Origin of the sequence: Enterobacter hormaechei subsp. xiangfangensis (assembly GCF_001729785.1) — a bacterium.
Classification (GTDB): Bacteria; Pseudomonadota; Gammaproteobacteria; order Enterobacterales; family Enterobacteriaceae; genus Enterobacter; species Enterobacter hormaechei_C.
This window is the reverse complement of the sequence record NZ_CP017183.1, coordinates 2,639,866-2,662,200: the sequence shown is the minus strand read 5'-3', so window position 1 is coordinate 2,662,200 and position 22,335 is coordinate 2,639,866. Positions and strand designations below refer to the sequence as shown.

Below are 22,335 nucleotides of genomic sequence, written 5' to 3'. Positions count from 1 at the left end.
CGTATACCGAATCATTGTTAATGGAAACTAACATGTCAGAAATTAGCCGTGCCGTGCTTTTCGGCAAACTGGATACGCTGTTATTTACCTCTCTGGAAAGCGCGACTGCCTTCTGTAAGCTGCGCGGCAACCCGTACGTTGAGCTGGTGCACTGGCTGCATCAGCTGATGCAGCAGCAGGATGGCGATCTGCAACAGGTCATCCGTCACTTCGCCCTTGATGAACAGCAGCTGACGCGCGATATCGTGGCGGCGCTGGATGCCCTGCCGCGTGGCGCGAGTTCCGTGTCTGATCTTTCCGAGCATATCGACAGCGCCGTCGAGCGCGCCTGGGTCTACGGCTCGCTGAAGTTTGGCGTCAGCCGCATCCGCGGCGGCCATTTGCTGATCGGCATACTGAAAACGTGGAATCTGGCTAACGTGCTGAAAAGTATTTCGGCGCAGTTCACCCGTCTTAACGTTGAGGTGCTGGTCGAGCAGTTCGACGCCATTTGCGCCAGCAGCAAAGAGAGCCAGCAGGCCGCCGCCGCTGCGGACGCGCCTGCCGGGGCAGTACCGGCTGCGCAGGGCACGCTGGCGCAGTATGGTCAGGATCTGACGGCGCGCGCCCGGGAAGGCAAGATTGACCCGGTGGTGGGGCGCGATGAAGAGATCCGCCAGATGGTCGATATCCTGATGCGTCGTCGCCAGAACAACCCCCTGCTGACCGGGGAAGCCGGCGTCGGGAAAACCGCAGTGGTGGAAGGGCTGGCGCTGCGTATCGCCGACGGCGACGTGCCGGAGCCGCTGCAAAACGTTCAGCTGTGGCTGCTGGATATCGGCATGCTTCAGGCCGGAGCGGGCATGAAAGGGGAATTTGAGGCGCGCCTCCAGGCGCTGATTAACGAGGTGCAGTCCAGCGCCACGCCAATTATTCTGTTTATCGATGAGATCCACACCCTGATTGGCGCTGGCGGTCAGCAGGGCACCGGCGATGCCGCTAACCTGCTCAAGCCTGCCCTGGCGCGAGGCCAGCTGCGCACCATCGGCGCGACCACCTGGGCGGAATACAAAAAATACATTGAGAAAGATCCTGCGCTGACCCGCCGCTTCCAGACCGTACAGGTTCACGAGCCGGATGAAGCGAAAGCCGTACTGATGCTGCGCAGCACCGTGTCGCCGCTGGAAACCCATCATCAGGTTTTACTCCTCGACGAAGCGGTCAGCGCGGCGGTGAAACTGTCGCATCGCTATATCCCTGCGCGTCAGCTACCGGATAAAGCGGTGGCGCTGCTGGATACCGCCTGCGCGCGCGTGGCCGTCAGCCAGAGCGCGCCGCCTGCTCAGCTGGAAGACTGTCTGCGTCACCTTGCTGCGCTTGACGTGGAAATTGAGATCGCAGAACGCGAAGCGCGCGTGGCGGCCGGTGATGCCGAGCGCGTCACGGCATTACGCGCCGAACGCGACGCGTATGAGACAAAACGCGAAGCCCTGGCCCGACGCTGGGAAGAAGAGCGCAGCCTGGTGCAGGAGATTATCCGTCTGCGTGCCGCGCTGTTTGCGGCGGTAGATGAGGATACGGCCGAGCTGCACGGCCAGCTGGCAGAACAGCAGCAGGCGCTGAAGATCTTACAGGGTGACGAACCGCTGCTGTTTGCCGCGGTGGATGAGAACGTGGTGGCTGCGGTAGTCTCAGACTGGACCGGGATCCCGCTGGGCCGGATGGTGAAAAATGAGATTGACGCGGTGCTGAACCTGGCCGACACGCTGAACCAGCGGGTTATTGGTCAGCGTCACGGTCTGGATCTGATTGCCCGTCGGGTAAAAACCTCGCGGGCGAAGCTTGACGATCCGAACAAACCGGTCGGCGTATTCATGCTCTGCGGGCCATCCGGCGTGGGTAAAACCGAAACCGCGCTGGCGCTGGCAGAGTCGCTTTACGGCGGCGAGCAGAACGTCATTACCATCAACATGAGCGAGTTCCAGGAAGCGCACACCGTTTCGACGTTAAAAGGTGCGCCTCCGGGCTATGTGGGCTATGGTGAAGGCGGCGTCTTAACCGAGGCCGTGCGCCGCCGTCCCTACAGCGTGGTGCTGCTGGATGAAATTGAAAAAGCGCACCCGGACGTGCACGAGATCTTCTTCCAGGTCTTCGACAAGGGCTGGATGGAGGACGGCGAGGGGCGCCATATTGATTTCCGTAACACCATTATTATTCTGACCTCTAACGTCGGCACCGACCTGATCGCAGCCATGTGTGCCGACCCGGAACTGATGCCGGAGCCTGACGCGTTAAGCGGCGCCCTGCGCCAGCCGCTGCTGGAGGTGTTCCCGCCTGCGCTGCTGGGCCGCCTGCTGGTGGTGCCGTATTACCCGCTGAGCGACGAGATGCTGGGGCAGATTGTGCGTCTTCAGCTCAGGCGCATTCAGCGTCGTCTGGAAGAGAATCACAACATTATTTCTGAATTTGACGACAGCGTGGTCGAACAGATTGTTCAGCGCTGTACCGAGGTTGAGTCGGGCGGGCGTATGGTGGATGCGATTCTGACCAATACGTTGCTGCCTCAGATGAGCCAGATTTTACTTACCGCCAGCCGCAGCGACCAGCAGTACCGACGTCTGCATGTCACCTGCGAGCAGGGCGAGTTCCACTGTCAGTTTGCCGCGTAATAATCATCAAGAGAACTGTAAAAGATGACGGATAATGATAACAATCGGACTGTCCCAAACGCGCTCCCGGTCGGGTACCGTTTCAATGAGTTTGAGATAAAAGAGGTGATTGGCGGCGGCGGATTCGGCATCGTCTATCGCGCCTGGGATCACCAGCTCGAACGCACTATCGCTATCAAAGAATTTATGCCTTCCTCCCTCGCCGTGCGCGGCGAGGATATGACGCTGGTGCTGCGCAGCGAGCGCTTCGGCAAAGCGTTTTCTGCCGGTCTGAACAGCTTCATCCAGGAAGCCCGCCTGCTGGCGCGCTTTAACCACCCGAACCTGCTGCACGTACTGCGTTTCTGGGTGCAAAACGACACGGCCTATATGGGGACGCTGTTTTACAGCGGTACCACGCTGTCGCGTCTGCGCGAAGAGAAACCGGAGCTGATTAACGAGGCGTGGATCCGCCGCATGCTGCCAATGCTCTTCGGCGCCATCAAAACGATCCACGACGAGGGTTATCTACACCGCGACATCTCGCTGGATAACATTCAGATTCAGGATAACGGCCTGCCGGTGCTGCTCGATTTCGGATCGGCGCGCCGCACCATCGGTAATCTCTCGGATGAGACGGAAACCATGCTGCGTCCGGGCTTCGCGCCTATCGAGCAGTATACCGACGACAATGAAAGCGAGCAGGGGCCGTGGACGGATATCTACGCGCTCGGCGCCGTATTGCGCACCCTCATCGTCGGCTCTCCGCCGCCGGTCAGCGTGGTGCGTTCGATTCAGGACACCTGCAAACCACTGGTGGAGCTGATGCCGCAGGGTTATTCCATTCCGCTGCTTCAGGCCATCGACAAGGCGCTGGCGCTGCATATGGAAGACCGTCCGCAATCCATTGAGGAGTTTGCGGCGCTGATCGAGATGCCCGTCGCCGGTATCGACGAGGTGCTGACCGCGAAGAAGACCGGCACGATGCTGGTGCCGGTGGAAGAGGAGGCATCTGCTTCCGCGCTGGACTGGCGACGTTACAAGCTTCCGGGGCTGGTGGCCGCGGGCGTGCTGGTTGGGGTGGTTGCCGGTGCGATGCTGTTCGGCGGCGGCAGTCAGGAAACGCCAGAGCAGACGGCGCAAACCCCTGCCGTGAGCCCTCCGGCTGAGACCTCATCCCAATCGGAAACCAGACCGGCAACGGCAGACGTGAGCGAGCCGGTAGCGCCACCTGCTACGGCGCAGCAGAGTGCGCCGCCTGTCGACGCCAGCCCGGTCGCGCTGGTCTACATCCGCATGCTTGATGGCGAGACGCTGAAGGTGAACGGCGAGTCTAAAGCGCTGCGTCCGGGGAATAACGGTTACGCATCGCTGAAATTGCCTGCGGGCGAGACCCGCATTGAACTGGAAGGCAATGGAAGAACGCGTACCCAGACGCTGGATATTGCGAAGCCAGGCACCTGGCTGGTGAATCCGTAAGCCTGCGGGTAACAGGACGGAGCGAATGTATAACATCAAGTTTGTCTATCTGTTCCACGAGAACGTCTCGCCAGCGCTGTTTGCGAAAATAATCCGCCCGTCCGTTGCCGGACAGTGGATTATGTCGGTTCCCGACCATTCGCTGCGCTCACTCTTCACGCGCTACGATCTGCTGCGCACGATCACCGGTGCGAATCCTTATCAGTCCGGGCGCGATACCCGTACGCTGATCGCGCAGGATTTAGAGATGGGCAGAGTGGTTGCCATTGACGAAAGTTTTCGTGACTGGTCATCAGTAACGGAAATTTTTTATATCAACGCCAAAGGGCAACTCCAGGCTGCCTCGCTGGTCGGCCTGGGCTGGTATCCGGTGAGTACGATTGTTGACCGCTACGAAACTATGGTGAGAGCGTACGGATCTCGCCCTGCGCCAACGGTACTGCCAAAACAGGTGGTGAAATCTAAAACGGCACAGGTGCCGGATGAACCTACTCCGGGCAAGGACGGTAAAACCTATGCCGGGCAGCTTCAGAAGATGACCAAAGCAGAACGCTGGCAGGCGCGTAAAGATCTGATCGCGAAGGGGAGCAATAGCCTTTATCCGGATGCCCAGATCGCCGCGAAACGTCTGGCGGCGAATAATATCGCGGTGGAAAAAGCGAAGCTTGCGGAAAATATTTATAAGACCGTGAACCCGCTGGAAACCACACCGGGCGTGCCGGAGGGATGGACGGATATCAGTAATGACGATGCGCTGTTAGGAAAGTTCGGGCTGAACAAATCCATGCTCTTTGACGATGATACGTCCCCCAATTTTCTGGCGCGCGTCTATCAACCGAAGCCGGAAGTGTTTGGTGCAGATATGAACCCCACGCTGGTATTCAGGGGATCGCGCGAGCCTGGCTTCGCCTCTCTGTCTGAGAATGTCTCCTCTCTACTGACCAAAGGGGAACTGGCGCCGGTGGTAAACGGGGCTGACTGGTCGAATAACTTCTCACAGGGCATGGGTATGGCTTCAGATTATTATAAAAAGGCCGTGAGTATCGGTAAGGAGCTGGCAAGGTCAGGCCAGAATATTGATATTGCCGGTCATTCCCTTGGCGGTGGTCTCGCCTCTGCAACCTCTATGGGCAGCGGGAAAGCGGGGTGGACGTTTAACGCCGCCGGCCTCAATGCCGGAACCGTAGAAAAATACGGCGGTAAGATATTAGGCAGTACGGATAATATCCAGGCGTATCGGGTTGAAGGTGAACTGCTGACGAAGATTCAGGAAGTTAACCCCTGGGAAGATCTGAAAACGATGAAAGGGCATGTCCCTTCGTGGATCCTCAAAGAGGAAATCTCTGCGCTGAGCCCTAATGCTGCCGGAATACCCCATGACCTTCCCGGTGGAACCGGAAGTGCGCTGGACCGCCACGGGATTAATCAGGCGATTGATTGCATAGAGCAACAGAAGGATGAGGATATTTCGATAATCGGGAGTCGATTGTGAAAAAAGGGTTGATGGCTTTTGTCGCGTTATGTTTTTTATTCATGATTCAGGGGTGTAAGCAGGATATGGACCTTAATCCACAGGACTACTTCAGCGGTCAGCAGCTTGAACTGGCGAAAGCGATTGAAGAAGGCGATGTCGACGCGGTGAAGACGCTTGCACCAGACAGCGATCTTAATAAACCGGGAAAGCAGGATATGACCCTGCTTTTTTGGGCCATCGGCAACGCGATTAATGATAAAAAGACATCGCCCCATTTAAAGGTGATTACGTTGCTTGTTAAGGCTGGCGCAGATCCGCTCCAGCCTCGACCGCAGGGAAAAAGCAGTCCTGCCGAATTTGCCCTAAAGGGAGACAGTGCGGACTGGATCGACGCGATGCTGGACGGTGGCCTCTCACCCAACGTGAAAGATAAGGTTTTCCACGAACCGATCGTCTTCCAGTCGCTTAAAGCGAAAAATACAGAGACGCTGGAAGCCATGCTCGATCGCGGTGCTGACGTCAACTCAACCAATTCACTGGGTAAAACGCTGGTGTTTGATGCGCTGGATAACCAGGCTTACGATCATGTCTTGTTGCTGCTCGATCGTGGAGCGGATCCGTCAATTAAGGCCAAAAATGGCTGGTCGATGAGCAATGCGCTCGCGGACGCGCTTAATGGACTCGAGCGAGGCAGTGAGCAATACGAGAAATTAAACGAAATAAAAGAGAAGCTCATCCAGAAGGGGGGCGAATGGCCACCCGCGCCGGTTAAGTGATTGCTCAACTGTCATGAACGCCAGAGATAAGGTTTTCGTTTTCTGGGGATGCATGGATGCCCTGGCCGTTGTCTTATATTGTGCCCAGTCCATGCGGCATGACAAGATCCCTTTTATTTCCGATATACACGCCTTCAGTACGGTTGTGAACACGCTGTCTGCTGGTGGGTATAGCGCTCTGGTTATTCTTTTCTTTATTCTCGATTTTTTGTTGTTGCTCTCTTTTATTGCCTCAGCATGGTGCTTCTTCGCCCGGAATTTATACGCGAGCAGACTGGCACTCTATCAGGAAATACTGCGTCTGGTTGGGTTTCGCTACTCAGTTTCCCTTTTTCCCCTCGTGTTAAGTTTCACGGGCGTGATGAATGTCTGGCTAAATGGATTTTTATTCATTTTGTCAGAGTTTCTGAAAATCTATTCCCTGTGGATTTATAAATATGAAGGGGAAAGGCCCCCGGTTAAAGAGTAAGACGGCCAATAACCAGAACATTCACGTTTAAAAAAGCCTTGCGTTAAAAATATTCTCAGCATAAACCATTACGGAATAAAGATTATGCTCAACCGAATTACCGTCCAGCTCCCGGCCGAGGGGCTGCTTTTCTGGAAACTCTCCGGCCGCGAGGCGATGTCCGAGTCGTTCGCGCTGACGCTGACCCTGCTCGGCACGGATGCGCGCATTGACCGCAGCAGGCTGCTCGGTCAGCCGGTCACAGTGACCATCCCCACGCAGAGCCTGCTTACTCCCCGCTTTATCAACGGCAAGGTGACGCGCGTGGCGGTGAGCGCCGTTGAGCTGACGGGCACCCGCTACGCGGTGTACCAGCTGACGGTGGAGCCGGACCTGTGGCCGATGAAGCGCGACCGCAACCTGCGTATCTTCCAGGGCCAGACGGTACCGCAGATTGTCAAAACCCTGCTGGGTGAGCATCAGGTTAACCTCGAGGACAAACTCACCGGCAGCTACCGCGTGTGGGACTACTGCGTGCAGTATCAGGAATCGAGCCTGGACTTCATCAGCCGTCTGATGGAGCTGGAGGGAATTGCGTACTACTTCAGCCACGAGGCCGACAAACACACCCTGGTGCTCACCGACGCCGCCACCCAGCACCAGCCTTTCAGCGGCTATGAGGTCATTCCTTACCACCAGACGCCGTCCGGCGGCAGTACGGATGAAGAGGGCATCAGCCAGTGGGCGCTGGAGGACAGCGTGACGCCGGGGATTTACAGCCTCGATGACTATGACTTCCGCAAGCCGAACGCGTGGCTGTTCCAGGCCCAGCAGAACCCGGCGTCACCGAAACCGGGCAGCATCGACGTGTACGACTGGCCGGGGCGCTTTGTGGAGACGGGCCATGCGGAATTCTACGCCCGCATCCGTCAGGAACGCTGGCAGGTGGAGCATCAGCAGATTCAGGCGACGGCCACGGCGGCGGGCATTGCGCCGGGCCACATTTTTACCCTCACCAACGCGCCGTTCTTCAGCGATAACGGCGAGTATCTGGTGACGGCGGCGGGCTACCATTTCGAGGAGAACCGCTACGCGAGCGGTGAGGGGGAGACCATTCACCGCACCGATTTCAGCGTCATTCCGGCGTCGGTGTCCTACCGTCCGGCGCAGAGCACGGCGTGGCCGCGCACCTACGGCCCGCAGACGGCGAAAGTGGTGGGGCCGCAGGGGGAGAGTATCTGGACGGACAAATATGGCCGCGTGAAGGTGAAGTTCCACTGGGACCGCCTGGCGAAGGGCGATGACACCAGCTCCTGCTGGGTGCGCGTGTCGAGCGCCTGGGCGGGCCAGGGCTACGGCGGGGTGCAAATCCCGCGCGTCGGCGATGAGGTGGTGGTGGACTTTATCAACGGCGACCCGGACCGTCCGATTATCACCGGTCGCGTGTATAACGACGCGAGCATGCCGCCGTGGGCACTGCCGGCTGCGGCGACGCAGATGGGTTTTATGAGCCGCAGTAAGGATGGCCACAAAGATAATGCCAATGCCCTACGATTCGAGGATAAGGCTGGGCAAGAGCAGATCTGGATTCATGCTGAAAAAAACATGGACACCGAGATCGAGAACTGCGAGACACATGACGTAGGGGTAGACCGTAAAAAAATTATCGGCCGGGATGAGCACGTAACGGTTAAGCGTAACCGGGACGTGAACGTGGGGGCGAATTCAACCAGCAACACGGGTAATCAGCACAAATTCAATGTAGGTAAAAACCAAACCGTATTGACTATGGATAAAGAGGGAAATGCTCTGCTGGAAGCGACAACCTCGATTAAGTTAAAGGTGAATGATAACTACATTCTTATCACGCCATCGACAATTGAAATTATCGTTTCCGAAGGGACACTCAAGGCTGAGAGTATTACTGTGGCATCCTTCAAAGGGACGGAGTTGACGAAGTTAGGCGGCGGAATAAATGCCGAGATGAAAGCTAATGATACTCTTCATCTCAATGGTACAAACCTGACAGATATTAAAGGCGCTGTTGTTAAAATTAACAGCTAATATGTAGAAGGATTTTTGAACATGGGACAGCCTGCCGCCAGAGCGACCATAGATGTCAGCGCACATTCGGGGCCAATACAGTCGGGAAGCCCGGACGTCATCATCGGTGGTTTTCCCGCCGCTCGAAAGGGTGATACGTTATCCTGCTCGACGCACGGCAGCGGTATTATTGTGGGGGGCTCCGGTACTGTCTTCGTTAACGGTATGCCACTTGCACGTCAAGGAGACAAGACGAAGTGTGATGTTAGCGGCTCACCGGCACCTGCCATACCGAAAGCAGCAGCACCTCAATATTGGGGGGGCACGCTGGCGAAAAATGCCGGCGAAGATGGGATGATGCACGGCGAACATTTTGATGCTCGTGTTCTGGGTGCGTACGCCAGCCTCGAAGATAAAAACCTCAACGGTGATTTTGATACCGCTTCAGCTGGTTTTGCGTTGGCGGATATTACAATTGGGAATATGAAAAGTAAGGATCTGCTACGGGCAGAAATGCGTAATAAACTCGCCGTCGCCAATGCGACGGGGTCTCTGTATGGTGGCGGCAACGATATTTATGGCTTGAATGCGAATGCCGCTGCGACAGGTGAGCAATACGGTGGTTCGGTTGCTGCGGGTAAAGAAGGAACGTTGTATGGTGGAGTATCAGGGGATGTAACTATTGGTACAGCAGAAGCTAAAGCCGTATTAGAAGTTTATACCGGCAATGATGGGAAGTATGGTTTGACTGCTGACGCCGGTGCGGAAGCGAAAGGAGTGAAAGGCGAAGTTTCGGGTAACCTTGATATTCTGGGCATCGTTTCCGGAGAAGCAAAAATCGACGGTAGCTTTGGGTCTGCTGGTCTCGCGGGAGGTGGAAGCGCTTTCTGGGACACTAGAGATTATTCCGTTAACGTCAGGGTGACTGGTGGGGCTGCAGGGCTTGTAGGGCTTAAGGGTGATGCAAGTCTAAAAGTGGCATTCAAGCCTATACTGGATTTCTTTGACTATTTGTATGGCGAAGAGGATGAGCCAGCCGTCACCTCTGTTCTGACAGAAAGCGGGGATGGGACAATTATTACCGGGTGTGTTACTGTTTTGATAGGCGATTAAGGGATGTGAGAGGACAATGAAATAATGAAATGGGCTGGCTTAACGATTTTTATTTTAATCACTTTGATCTATATCTGGAATGGAAAAGATCTGTATACAAAAGAAGAATGGCGTGGCTTTGGAATAAAATTCATTTCAGTACTGATTGGTGCATTTGTATTGGTCATTGTTTTGGTTGGCTTTTCTAAGTTCATCCCGTTGCTTACCAGAGAAACTGCACGGTCATTATCAGTAATAATACCAGCTTCCTTTATGGCAGTGCTTCTGTCGAAGTTTTTTGTCGTGATGTTGAATAATATTTTCGATATTATTATGCGATATCACAAGCGCTATAACACTGCAGCAAACTATACAAAATTATTATCACTATCTGGTAAGTATGGGGCAAAATTACGCCTGGTAGTAAAGTGTCTAGCCTCGTTAGGCTGTATCTTAATGTTCTATGGTATCTGGTTTGGCAGCACTGTCTGAGTTGAAGAGGTTTTATGAACACTGGTAATAATTATGCTTTTCCCATCGTCTCAACCGCAAGCAATGAAGAGATTAAGGCGAACTACTGGAAATGCCTGTATACCTCTGCTGATAAAAAAATGCTTCAGTACTGGGTGATTTTGCCAAATCGTGTTAAGCCAGCTGAACTGACCCCGCAGCACCTTCCTGAGGTCGGCTTGACTAACTTGGGTCGCTATGCCACCGATGATGCGCAACCCTATATGGAAGTTTGGGCCGCTTATGAACGCTGTCAGTGGGAGATGAATCCCTCTGATTGGCTGTTTAATAAACTGGAACTGATGGGCGAGAAAGTGTTGAATCAGCGCTTGATTGCTCATCCTTCCGGTAGTGGTCTTTTTGCAGATGTGTTAACTCTCAAAACGCACTCGTCCGGCGACGAGGTCATTTCACGTTATACCGTACAGAAAGATTACAATCCGCAAGAAGGAGGCGGAAATTATTTCCTGATTAAAGCGGCCTGTGCCGCTCGCGACTACCCTGCGCTGGCGAATGATATTTACTTTACTGTAGTGAACTGGGATTTACTGCATCGTAGTAACTTGGTTCTGGCTGAACTGCTTAAGACCGTGAACCTCAGTGCTAAAAACAGCAGTGGATTTAAAGTACCGGAATCCTGGCAGGTGAATCCCCTTACAGAAACGCGCCTGGTGGTCGAGCACTCGTTTGATGGCATTAACTACGGTGTCATTAATCTTTGCTTTTTTTCGCAGGAGATGTTGTTTACCGCGCAGGATGTTTTTAGCGTTTCGATTAAACGGTTTCACGATCGAGAACCTGCCGTTACGCTTAAGACTGAAGCACTTGCTACTATTCCAAATGAGTTTAATCCATCCCTCGGAAAAACACTGTGGACTTGCCGGGGGGAAATGTTCAGCGCAGAGGAAGAAATGCGCGCTGTTTACCAGTGCTATATTTTTAGCGTGGGCAAAGTCTGGTGCTATGCAGAACTGATTGGCAGACACCGTAACTATCATGATTACCACTTCGAGGCGAATAAACGCTGCCTCGAAATCATCCTGTCAACATTCCATATAGAAAATGTCTAATCTTTGACTCGATATTCAGGACAAATTCAAGCGTACGCGTAGCTTTTCTTTTTTTAGATGATCGGTGACTTTGTCGGTTTCCCTGCCCTGTCAATATCATCTCCACCATAAACCGTCACTATCAGGAGTCGAGCCTGGACTTCATCAGCCGTCTGATGGCGCTGGAGGGATTGCTATACCGATATCCGTCAGGAGCGCAGGCAAGTAAGTCGGGCATCAGAAAATTCACACCACCACGGCGGCAGTGGTTACGCCAGAGCACGCTTTCAAAGATTCTTTCAAGTGAAAAGGATATATTTAAGTTGGATCATGAGTAAAGAAAATTATACCGCGCTGGATTATATCAATGATGCTATTGATGCAATTAATAGTCGATTAGAGCAATATCCTACATTTCTTTATATGTTATGGAGAAGAATCAGTAAGATTATATTAAATCTATTCTCATTGGTGTTGAAAAATATAAAAGTAAATTACACACATTGAATCTCGGAGTGCTTGCGTCCAAAGAGTTTGATACTACTGATGACGAAATTTCTCAGCATTGTCCAATGCTAGGTATATAGCTTCGCAAATGGGACAAGGATTTAAGATTATTCTTCCTCATGAGCAAGGCGTAGAATACTTAAAAAGGCAAAAAAGATATCGCAAGTGATGCGCAGTGTTTGATTACAATCTCCCTTCTTCAAATTAATCAAAGATTTTTTGGTAAGAGAAAAGATGAATAATGGTCTGTCATATGACCCCCCCTGTTGCTCTATTTAAAGGGTGTGTGATGCAAGATCTTCACAGTAAAGACTCAGTAATCAATCATTATGCCGATCGTTATCAATGTTATATGCCAATTGATGTCCGTAATGGATTAAGAAGCAATAGTATAGATGCGTCGAATTCATCTCTCCCATGGGATGTAACATTACCTTTAGTCACGACTGAAGATGTTTCACGTGATAAAGCGCTTGGGGCGTTTGTGGGATTGGCTGTTGGGGACGCCGTCGGCACCACTCTTGAGTTTAAGAAAAGAGACAGTGAACATGTAGCAGATATGATTGGTGGCGGGCCTTTTCAATTAAAACCTGGTGAATGGACAGATGATACGTCCATGGCATTATGTCTGGCAGAGACTTATCTTTCAGAAAACAGAATGCACACCGATGTGCTTAGAAAATATCTCCTGAAATGGTATCTTGACGGAGAAAATAGCAGTAATGGTCGGTGCTTCGATATCGGCAATACGACGCGGTTCGCGCTTGAACAGTATATGCGTCTCGGACCTTCCTGGTATGGTAATACAGAGAAACACACTGCTGGTAATGCTGGGGTTATTCGTCAAGCACCGGTGTCTATCTTTCGTCGAAAATCACTGCGTGCGATTTACTTCGAATCACAGGCTCAGAGTCGAGCAACGCATGGCGCGGTAGAATCAATTAACGCATGCCAATTTCTCGGATTGGTATTGCACTATTTAATCAACGGTTATCAAAAAGAAGAAGCTTTTTCGCCTCATGTTTTCCCACTGTGCGCGCGTGTAATGATCATAAACGCGGGTGAGTATAAGCAAAAAACTCGCGACCAGGTTCGTTCAAGTGGTTACGTTATTGATACGCTTGAGGCCGCGATGTGGTCCGTATGGAATACGGATAATTTCCGCGATGCCATTCTACTGGCAGCTAACCTTGCCGATGATGCTGACAGCGTTGCAGCGACGGCGGGACAAATCGCGGGGGCATTATATGGTTATTCCGGTATTCCGCAGGAGTGGAAAAACAAACTCGTACAGCACGAACGTATCGCCAAAATGGCTGGTGAACTGTTCGATAGAGCTCCAGAGGATAATTTTTTATAATTATATTAGTCATCTGGCACGGGTATTGTACCGTGCCTCTTTCTTTGTCTGTACCTAATGTTTTGTTAGCTAAAAACATCGCTGCGTGTCAAACATTTTAAAATACGGATTCTTTCAGGAGAGAAGATGTGGTTACCATGGTTTGTGGATAAAAAATTATATTAAGCTGGGTTGAACTAATGGTGTCATCCGTATAATCAATCAACAGTTCGGGCCAAATATTACGCCTGGTAGCAAACTCTATCGCCGCGTTAAGCTGTATCTTGTTGTTTTATGGTATTTGGTTTGGAAAAGGAGTGTGATGCGAAGTGAGATGACGACACGACAATGCCTGGAGAACAACATGTATAAATGTGGTACGTTATGATTCAATGGCTTTTCTTTATTCTCTTTATGATGTGGACACTAGCGCTTATCTGGAATGGAAAAGACTTATTCAGTAAAAAACAATGGCTCCTTGCTGGGTTGATGTTCGTTCTGGTGCTAGTGGCTACGGTTGTTATTGGTTTTACGTTGAAATGGTTAGCTCTGTCAATGTCATTATTCTCCGTCGCAACGGCGAAACACTATTCGATTATCTTTTCCATGTCTTTGCTGTGCGTATGGGGACTAAAAATTACCGTTGTGCTGCTCTGCACGATCTTTTCCGGGATTATAAGGGGGCACAAAAAATACAATGCTGAAAATTATGAAGCAGTATCGTCTATAACACGCGTCATTGCGCCTGGCTTACTTATCGTTGCTAAAAGCGTAGTTTCCCTGGGTAGCGTCCTTATGTTTTCAGGTTTATGGCTTAAATAAGCACGATAAAAAAATATCTCAATGAACACCGAGATTAGTCCATAGTGGAATAAAGATTATGCTCAACCGAATTACCGTTCAGCTCCCGGTTGAGGGGCTGCTTTTCTGGAAACTCTCCGGCCGCGAGGCGATGTCCGAGTCGTTCGCGCTGACGCTGACCGTGCTCGGCACGGACTCGCGCATTGACCGCACTAAGCTGCTGGGCCAGCCGGTCACGGTGACCATCCCGACGCAAAGCCTGCTGACGCCCCGCTATATAAACGGCAAGATTACCCGGGTGGCGGTCAGCGCCGTTGAGCTGACGGGCACCCGCTATGCGGTGTACCAGCTGACGGTGGAGCCGGACCTGTGGCCGATGAAGCGCGACCGCAACCTGCGTATCTTCCAGGGCCAGACGGTACCGCAGATTGTCAAAACCCTGCTGGGTGAGCATCAGGTTAACCTCGAAGACAAACTCACCGGCAGCTACCGGGTGTGGGACTACTGCGTGCAGTATCAGGAGTCGAGCCTGGACTTCATCAGCCGCCTGATGGAGCTGGAGGGGATTGCGTACTACTTCCGCCATGAGGCGGACAAGCACACCCTGGTGCTGACCGACGCCGCGACGCAGCATCAGCCGTTCAGCGGCTATGAGGTCATTCCTTACCATCAGACGCCGTCCGGCGGCAGTACGGATGAAGAGGGCATCAGCCAGTGGGCGCTGGAGGACAGCGTCACGCCGGGGATTTACAGCCTCGACGACTATGACTTCCGCAAGCCGAACGCGTGGCTGTTCCAGGCGCAGCAGAACCCGGCGTCACCGAAACCGGGCAGCATCGACGTGTACGACTGGCCGGGTCGCTTTGTGGAGACAGGCCATGCGGAGTTCTACGCCCGCATCCGTCAGGAGCGCTGGCAGGTTGAGCATCAGCAGATTCAGGCCACCGCCACGGCGGCGGGCATTGCGCCGGGCCACATCTTCACCCTGACCAACGCGCCGTTCTTCAGCGACAACGGCGAGTATCTGGTGACGGCGGCGGGCTACCATTTCGAGGAGAACCGCTACGCGAGCGGTGAGGGGGAAACCATTCACCGCACCGATTTCACGGTCATTCCGGCGTCGGTGTCCTACCGTCCGGCACAGTCCACGGCGTGGCCGCGCACCTACGGCCCGCAGACGGCGAAAGTGGTGGGGCCGCAGGGGGAGAGTATCTGGACGGACAAATACGGTCGCGTGAAGGTGAAGTTCCACTGGGACCGTCTGGCGAAGGGCGATGACACCAGCTCCTGCTGGGTGCGTGTGTCGAGCGCGTGGGCGGGCCAGGGCTACGGCGGGGTGCAAATCCCGCGCGTCGGCGATGAGGTGGTGGTGGACTTTATCAACGGCGACCCGGACCGTCCGATCATTACTGGTCGCGTGTACAACGACGCGAGCATGCCGCCGTGGGCGCTGCCGGCTGCGGCGACGCAGATGGGCTTTATGAGCCGGACAAAAGACGGTTCCGTGGACAACGCCAACGCCCTGCGCTTTGAGGACAAGGCGGGCGCAGAGCAGGTGTGGATCCAGGCCGAACGCAACATGGACACCAGCGTTAAAAATGATGAAACGCACACCGTTGGCGGCGCGCGCAGCCATTACGTGAAGAAAAATGAGCTGCATCGCGTGGAGGCTAATCAGATCCAGGCCGTGAAAGGCGGAACCGAGATCCTGACGGGTAAAGGCAAGCTGGATGCAGCGGTGGAGCAGTACGTCATTGCTTCCGGGACGAAGCTGCGGCTGGTCTCGGGCGAGAGTGCTATTGAGCTTAACGCTAACGGCAAAATTAACCTGATCGGCAAAGAGTTTAACTTCTTTGTGGAAGGGGATGGGTATATCACCACAGGCGGTAAGCTGCATCTGAATACGTCGGGCACCAAGCCGGGCACAACGGCGCCGGGATCGGGGCATAAAGGGGATATTGATGCGGCGGTGCAGGAGAAGTTTTCTCCGAATAAAAGTGCTAAGAATCCGGCTCCCGCAGCTTCAGCGCCAGCAGCAACCAGACCAAAACCAACAACAAAATTTGCATCAGCGCCACCATTAAAAGGGAGTTACGTCTATCAAAATAATTCCTACAACTCTGATGTGATGCCCTTCAGTGAAGATGTAGTTAAGGAAATCAATAAGTCACCAACGCTTCAGACACAATTAAAAGATCTAAAAGATAAAGGGTGGGCTATTCAGCCGGGAGCAGCAGGAGGGGGGAGTTACGCTGATACGAATAACAAATTGATTGTCATGGACCCTGAACACATGGAAGATACAGCCACAACGGTGCAAACTCTGGCACATGAGGCAGGGCATGCAACTTATCCTGTTGCGGTAGATTCTTCGAGTAAGGAAAGCTTCATCAACAGCCAGCTTATGGATGAAGGTGGAGCAACGCTGAATAACATTAAAATACAACGCGAGATCCTTGCAAACGGCGGTATTGATATTGATATAGCGGGAAGTGCCGAAAACCTAAAAGCATATAATTCTGCCTATGATAAAATGGTAAGTGGTGAGTTATCTCGCATTGATGCAGCCAAAGCAATAGGAAAAGTGTATGGTAAAGGCGAAATAGCCTCAGGGACTAATCTAAATTATAATGATTACTATGGAGGATTCTATGGAAAGTAGGATGATTAAAGCTACATTCCTCATTGTTCTTCCACTATTTTCAATATTTACCTATGCAGGGCATAATAAAATGAATCAAGATTCGTTGTGGCAAATGATTAAAGAAATGAAATCAGTGTGGGGTAAACAAGTTGAGGATGTCAGTAAACTGTTTAACCAACCGCTGATTAATAATACACAGGAGAAAGAAGACCGTTATACTTCAGCTCCCTTTACGTTAACTGATGGCACACGGATCAGTAATGTGGATGTTCGTTTATGGGGAAATGGTGATAACAGCGTATCTTTGGTTTCTTTCGTAGTTAATCAACCATGTATTACTCTTGATCAAGTCAAATCTCATTTTCCGGATCTGAAATTGTCTAATATCCCTCGCGGAAACACGCCGGGACAATCAGTTGGATATCGCACCCCTACCGATGAACGCGGGCTGGCATGGGCATTTAGCTTTCCAGTTCTGAATCAGGAATGCCTGGGCAGGGTAGTTATGTCACGCTACGAACAATAAGTTGCGAGGCAATTTTACGGGCTGTGAAAGAAGATAATTATCAAACGGCTAATAATATCGCTGCCCCTAAAGTTTTTGCGGAAAAAAAGAAAGTGCTAACGTTCTAATGATCATATTTCTCTGAGTCGCTAAGCAGTAATTAATATTGGCGGTATAAATTTTAGCGCTTTTAATTTTATTTTTCTAATAAATCATCCCGAGTTCACTTATGAAATACACCCTCCAGGAAGGTTCCTTTACCCTTTTTCCTGCCGCCTGGCAGGACAACAGCATGAACATCATTCGCGATGACGAAAGCGGGCTGTCCGTGGTGGTCAGTCGCGGCGTTATCCCGGACGGCAGCAACTACGAACAAGAGTTTCACCGCCAGTGGGACGTGCTGCGCCCTCAGATGGGGGAGATCGCCCAGAGCGAATTTCAGCACGTAAAAGCCGGGCCTGCCGGCAACATTGATGGGTTAGAAGTTGAGACCACCTTTGACCGTAACGGCCAGCGCCTGTGGCAAAAACAGCTGGCCGTGCAGACGCCAGGCAAACCGGTACTGATGATTTTTACCCTCTCGGCCTTAAAAGCCTTTACGGAAGAGGACGAGGCGCGCTGGAGCGCACTGAAGCAGAGTCTGACGCTAAACGACAACCGGAATGTGTAAGGCATGAGCGATAACAACGCGGCCCGTAAGGGCGACGAGATTATTCACTCCAGCATTTTTGCTGATATTACCAGCATTGTGGCGGAAGGTGCCGCCTATGCGGTGATTGGCGCGGCGGTGGGCGCGGCAGCGACCGTCGCGGCCCCACTGCTCGGAGCCGGGGCCGCAGCAGCAGGCGTGGCGGCGATTGGATCCAGCTGTCTGTTGAGCGGCATTATTGGTGGGGTTCTGGCGAACGTCGCCGGGATCACCGACGATATCAGCAACGCCGCTGAAGGATTAGGCAATGCGCTTTTCCCGCCGTCGCCTGCGGGTAAAATCACCACCGGTTCGAGCAATGTTCTGACAAATAAACTTCCCGCTGCACGCGCCGCCGGGACGTTAACGCCTGCCGATACCCCGTCCCCTGAGCCGCAGTCGCCGGGCAGCTTTGCCGACTACGCGGGTATGCTGCTCTCCGCTGCCGGACAGTTTGGCAGCGAAATGTGGCAGCCGAGCGTTGCCTCAGCCGCCGCAGGGACCTCGCCGCTGGAAGAAGACAAGGTGGCGTGTGATAAACACTCCGGGCCACAGTATCTGGCGGAAGGCTCCAAAAGCGTCTTTATCAACGGGCAGCCCGCGGTGCGTGCGAAAGATCGCACCACCTGCGAAGGCACCGTTTCCGACGACGTCTCCCCGAACGTGATCATCGGCGGCGACACCCTCACGGTCCGCGATATCAAAAGCGGTAAAACGCCGGGTCTGGCGTTGGGGATGATTGCGCTCTCCCTCCTGCGCGGGCGTCCGGGCAAGATCCTGAAAAACATGCCCTGCGCGCTGGCTGCTGCCGGTGGCGGGATGCTGGCTGATATGGCCGTCAACGCCGTGTTCGGCTCCTCGCACCCGGTTCACGCCGCTACCGGCGTGAAGGTGCTGAACGACGACGATGAACTCGATTTCTCGCTGCCGGGGCGCTTTCCGCTGCGCTGGCAGCGCAGCTACAACAGCCTGACCATCCGCGAAGGGCTGTTTGGTCTGGGCTGGGCTACCACCTTTGACAGCTATCTGACGCTGGAAGAAAACAATGCCACCTGGTTCGATGAAACCGGGCGCGAGCTGAGCTTTGAACTGCCGCCGGTCGACCGCGCGTTTTACAGCATTAGCGAAGGCATCATTATCCGCCGCAATGAGAGCGGCGACGTGGCGATAGCCGACGATGACGGCGCGGTGTGGCGTCTGTATAAACCGACCCGCGCTAACCCAGCCATCATGCGCCTGGCCTCCCTCAGCGACGAATACGGCAACGCGTTGCTGACGGAATGGGACGAGCACGGCAGGCTGATCGGTCTTCACGACGAGCCGCGAGCGATCGATGTCACCCTGCGCTATGACGATGAACGTTTCCCGCAGCGTGTTACCGCAGCCAGCCATCTCGACGGCAACAAAACCTGGCCGCTGATGCAGTGGGGGTACGATGCGCGCGGCCAGCTGGCGAGCGCGACGGATGCCTCCGGCGTGGTGACGCGTGAATACCGTTACAACGACCACGGCCTGATGGTCTGGCACCGCTTGCCGGGGGGGCTGGAGAGCGAATACCGCTGGCAAAAATTCGACCACTGGCGCGTGGTGGAAAACCGCACCAGCACCGGCGACGGCTGTCGCTTAACCTATGATCTAGCCGCCGGGCTGACGACCGTCGAACACTACGACGGTCAGACGCGAAAGCATTACTGGAACGCGCAAAACCTCATTGTTCGCTACGTTGACGAGAGCGGTGAGAACTGGCGCTACGAGTGGGATGACAACGAACTCCTAACGCGTCGCATCGATCCGCTGGGTAATGCCGTTACCTTCGTCTATGACGACATGGGCAACCGGGTGCAGGAGATCGACGCCGACGGCAACACCCGCACCACCACCTGGCTGGAGCACCGCGCGCTTCCCGCGGCCATTATCGAAGCTGACGGCAGCGCCACCCGGTTCTGGTACGACGAACATCACGGGCTGAAGCGCGTGGTGGACCCGATGGGGCAGACCACGCTGCTGCGTCGGGACGAGTTTGGTCAGGTTGTGGAAGAAGTCGATGCCGCCGGGAACAGCCGCTACCAGGAGTACAACGAGGCCGGGCAGATGGTGCGTGCGACGGACTGTTCGGGCCGTGTGACACAATACCGTTATCATCCGCTGGGCTGGCTGGTGGCTGAGACAGCCGCCGACGGTGAAGAGACTCGCTACCGCTACGACGCCGCAGGGCGTCCGGTGCAGCTCGATCGCCCGGAAGGCTGGACGGAATCGCTCAAATGGAACGAACGTGGCCTGCCGGTGAAGCATGCGGGCGCCGACGGGAAAGAGAGCGAGTTCAGATACGACGAAGCGGGGCGCTTAACCGCCACCCGAAATACGCAGGGTGAAGAGGTGCGCCGCCGCTGGGACAGCCGCGGGCGTCTGATTGCCCTGGAAAACGAGAACGGCGAAGCGTATCAGTTCCGCTGGGGGCCAGACTCGCTGCTGCTGGAAGAGGTGGGGTTTGATGGCGTGGCCTCGCAGTATCGCTATGACGCCTGCGGGCGCACGATTGCGCGCACCTTTGCCGCCGGTCATCCGGAGGCCATCACCCATGCCTTTGCCTGGAGCGCGAGCGGCCAGCTGGTCGCCCGCACCACGCCGGAAGGGCAGACCCGCTACCATTACACGCCGTCCGGCCTTCTGAGCCGGATTGGGCTTCATCCTGCGCTTTCAGCCGACGTGTGGACCACCGAGGCAGAGCAGGAGCTTGTGTTTGAGTATGACGCGCTCGGGCGCGTCACGCGCGAAGCGGGCGAGCATGGTGAGCTGGCGTGGGGATATGATGCGCTGGGCAACCGCACCTCCGTCACGCTGCCCGATGGCCGCGAGCTGAAACAGTTCTACTACGGCAGCGGGCATCTGCTCAGCATTGCCCTCGATAAGCTGTCGGTCTCCGACTTTACCCGCGACGAGCTTCACCGCGAGACCAGCCGCACGCAGGGGCTGCTGACCACCCGCAGCGAATACGACCGCCTCGGCCGACTGCACCGCCGGGACGTTTTTACCGGCAATGCCCAGCGCCCGTCGCCGCGCCGCTGGTCCCGCCGCTGGGATTACGACTATCGCAATAACCTGGTGCGGGAAGAGCGGGACGATAACCCGTTCAGCTGGTACCGCTGGCAGTACGACAGCGCCGGACGTCTGCTGGTTCAGGACGGCACGCTGCCCGGCCAGGAGCAGTGGCGCTGGGATGCTGCCGGTAACCCGCTCGAAGGATCTGCTGAGAAGGTCACGCACAACCGTCTGACGCACCTCAACGGCATTCGCTGGCGCTATGACATCCACGGCCGCACCGTGGAGAAGGATAACGGCCAGACCCGCTGGCACTACCGCTACGACGGCGAGCACCGCCTGACGGAGGTCATCAGCCAGCCGCGGGACCGCAACAGGCCGCAGACGCAGGTCAGCTTCCGCTATGACCCGCTCGGGCGACGCATCAGCAAAACGCGCCGCCAGATGCTGGGCGGACAGCCAACCGGCAAGCCGGTCACCACGCGGTTTGTCTGGGAAGGGTTCCGGCTGTTGCAGGAGGTGCACGGGGACGTGCCGCTGACCTACGTCTACAGCGATCAGGACAGCTACGATCCGCTGGCACGTATTGACGGCGTTGATGCCCCGGAAATCTTCTGGTTCCACTGCCAGCCCAACGGCACACCGGAGCGGATGACGGATAGCGAAGGGCAGGTGCGCTGGGAAGGGGTGAACAGTGCCTGGGGCAAACTGCTGCGGGAAAGCGAGACGCAGGTATCAGGATATTCCCAGAACCTGCGTATGCAGGGGCAATACCTGGATCGTGAGACAGGGCTGCACTACAATCTGTTCCGGTATTATGACCCGGACTGCGGAAGGTTTACGCAGCAGGACCCGATAGGGCTGGCGGGGGGGATAAACCTTTACCAGTATGCGCCGAATGCGCTGGGGTGGGTGGATCCGTGGGGGTTAAAATGTGGTTTTTCTCAAAAAGATCGTATAACACAAAGATGGGTGGATAGATTAACAGGGAAAAAACCCGCTGATGTTCATAATATTTTGACATCCAAAGGTTGGACGAGAACATATCCACAAGCCAATAAACCAGGAGCTATCCAACATATTCAATATGTCAAAACAACAAAATCAGGTACTACGTACAAATTAGATTATCATCCCGGAGGGACTCCAACTCAACCTAATATTCATGGTAATGATTACTGGAAAGTTTATCGCGAAGTTGATGGTGCTGATGTAGTATATGGGAGAATTGGTCATGGAGAGTTTAAAAATTATGATTTAATAACCGATTCACCTGTTTATGTTGACGGAGTTTTACTTAATGGGGGGGTATAA

Annotated in this window: 16 protein-coding genes; all 16 read left to right on the top strand. The window is 54.2% G+C overall.

The window, feature by feature from the left end; translation table 11 throughout:
* Window positions 1-32 precede the first annotated feature (32 nt).
* The 16 genes from tssH to BFV63_RS12720 all read left to right on the top strand — a co-directional run bounded on the left by tssH (window position 33) and on the right by BFV63_RS12720 (window position 22,335).
* Entirely contained in the window at window positions 33-2,648 is a 2,616-nt protein-coding gene (gene tssH, locus BFV63_RS12795; RefSeq protein WP_023314304.1) for a type VI secretion system ATPase TssH, read from the top strand.
* Window positions 2,649-2,672: 24 nt separating this feature from the next.
* The gene (locus BFV63_RS12790; RefSeq protein ID WP_022651404.1) at window positions 2,673-4,106 is read left to right on the top strand and encodes a serine/threonine protein kinase; all 1,434 of its coding nucleotides are present in this window, start codon (window positions 2,673-2,675) and stop codon (window positions 4,104-4,106) included.
* Between the two features lie 25 nt (window positions 4,107-4,131).
* On the top strand, window positions 4,132-5,598 hold the full coding sequence (locus BFV63_RS12785) for a Tle-like phospholipase domain-containing protein (RefSeq protein ID WP_048240618.1): 1,467 nt from the start codon (window positions 4,132-4,134) through the stop codon (window positions 5,596-5,598).
* A gap of 11 nt (window positions 5,599-5,609) precedes the next feature.
* Window positions 5,610-6,356 carry an ankyrin repeat domain-containing protein gene (locus tag BFV63_RS12780; RefSeq protein ID WP_032628406.1) on the top strand — a complete coding sequence of 249 codons (747 nt, stop codon included), beginning with the start codon at window positions 5,610-5,612 and terminating at the stop codon, window positions 6,354-6,356.
* Window positions 6,357-6,408: 52 nt separating this feature from the next.
* Entirely contained in the window at window positions 6,409-6,825 is a 417-nt protein-coding gene (locus tag BFV63_RS12775) for a hypothetical protein (RefSeq protein WP_023314301.1), read from the top strand.
* Between the two features lie 84 nt (window positions 6,826-6,909).
* Window positions 6,910-8,868 carry a type VI secretion system Vgr family protein gene (locus tag BFV63_RS12770; protein ID WP_048240619.1) on the top strand — a complete coding sequence of 653 codons (1,959 nt, stop codon included), beginning with the start codon at window positions 6,910-6,912 and terminating at the stop codon, window positions 8,866-8,868.
* A 21-nt stretch (window positions 8,869-8,889) separates the two neighbouring features.
* A complete protein-coding gene (locus BFV63_RS12765; RefSeq protein ID WP_048240621.1) occupies window positions 8,890-9,960 on the top strand; it encodes a PAAR domain-containing protein in 1,071 nt (356 codons plus the stop codon).
* A 24-nt stretch (window positions 9,961-9,984) separates the two neighbouring features.
* A complete protein-coding gene (locus BFV63_RS12760) occupies window positions 9,985-10,431 on the top strand; it encodes a hypothetical protein (RefSeq protein ID WP_048240623.1) in 447 nt (148 codons plus the stop codon).
* A gap of 14 nt (window positions 10,432-10,445) precedes the next feature.
* The gene (locus BFV63_RS12755) at window positions 10,446-11,519 is read left to right on the top strand and encodes a hypothetical protein (protein ID WP_023314297.1); all 1,074 of its coding nucleotides are present in this window, start codon (window positions 10,446-10,448) and stop codon (window positions 11,517-11,519) included.
* A 482-nt stretch (window positions 11,520-12,001) separates the two neighbouring features.
* Window positions 12,002-12,085: a hypothetical protein gene (locus BFV63_RS23505; RefSeq protein ID WP_230246519.1), complete on the top strand. Its 84-nt coding sequence runs from the start codon at window positions 12,002-12,004 to the stop codon at window positions 12,083-12,085.
* A 209-nt stretch (window positions 12,086-12,294) separates the two neighbouring features.
* A complete protein-coding gene (gene tri1 / locus BFV63_RS12745) occupies window positions 12,295-13,365 on the top strand; it encodes an ADP-ribosylarginine hydrolase Tri1 (RefSeq protein ID WP_048240625.1) in 1,071 nt (356 codons plus the stop codon).
* Window positions 13,366-13,728: 363 nt separating this feature from the next.
* Complete coding sequence (locus tag BFV63_RS12740) at window positions 13,729-14,166, top strand: hypothetical protein (RefSeq protein ID WP_225535802.1); 438 nt, start codon at window positions 13,729-13,731, stop codon at window positions 14,164-14,166.
* Between the two features lie 58 nt (window positions 14,167-14,224).
* Window positions 14,225-16,807: a type VI secretion system Vgr family protein gene (locus BFV63_RS12735; protein WP_048240628.1), complete on the top strand. Its 2,583-nt coding sequence runs from the start codon at window positions 14,225-14,227 to the stop codon at window positions 16,805-16,807.
* A gap of 1 nt (window position 16,808) precedes the next feature.
* Window positions 16,809-17,315, top strand: a complete 507-nt coding sequence (locus tag BFV63_RS12730) for a hypothetical protein (RefSeq protein WP_223831766.1) — start codon at window positions 16,809-16,811, stop codon at window positions 17,313-17,315.
* A 208-nt stretch (window positions 17,316-17,523) separates the two neighbouring features.
* Window positions 17,524-17,964, top strand: a complete 441-nt coding sequence (locus BFV63_RS12725; RefSeq protein WP_048240630.1) for a DcrB-related protein — start codon at window positions 17,524-17,526, stop codon at window positions 17,962-17,964.
* 3 nt (window positions 17,965-17,967) lie between these two features.
* On the top strand, window positions 17,968-22,335 hold the full coding sequence (locus BFV63_RS12720) for an RHS repeat-associated core domain-containing protein (protein WP_225535800.1): 4,368 nt from the start codon (window positions 17,968-17,970) through the stop codon (window positions 22,333-22,335).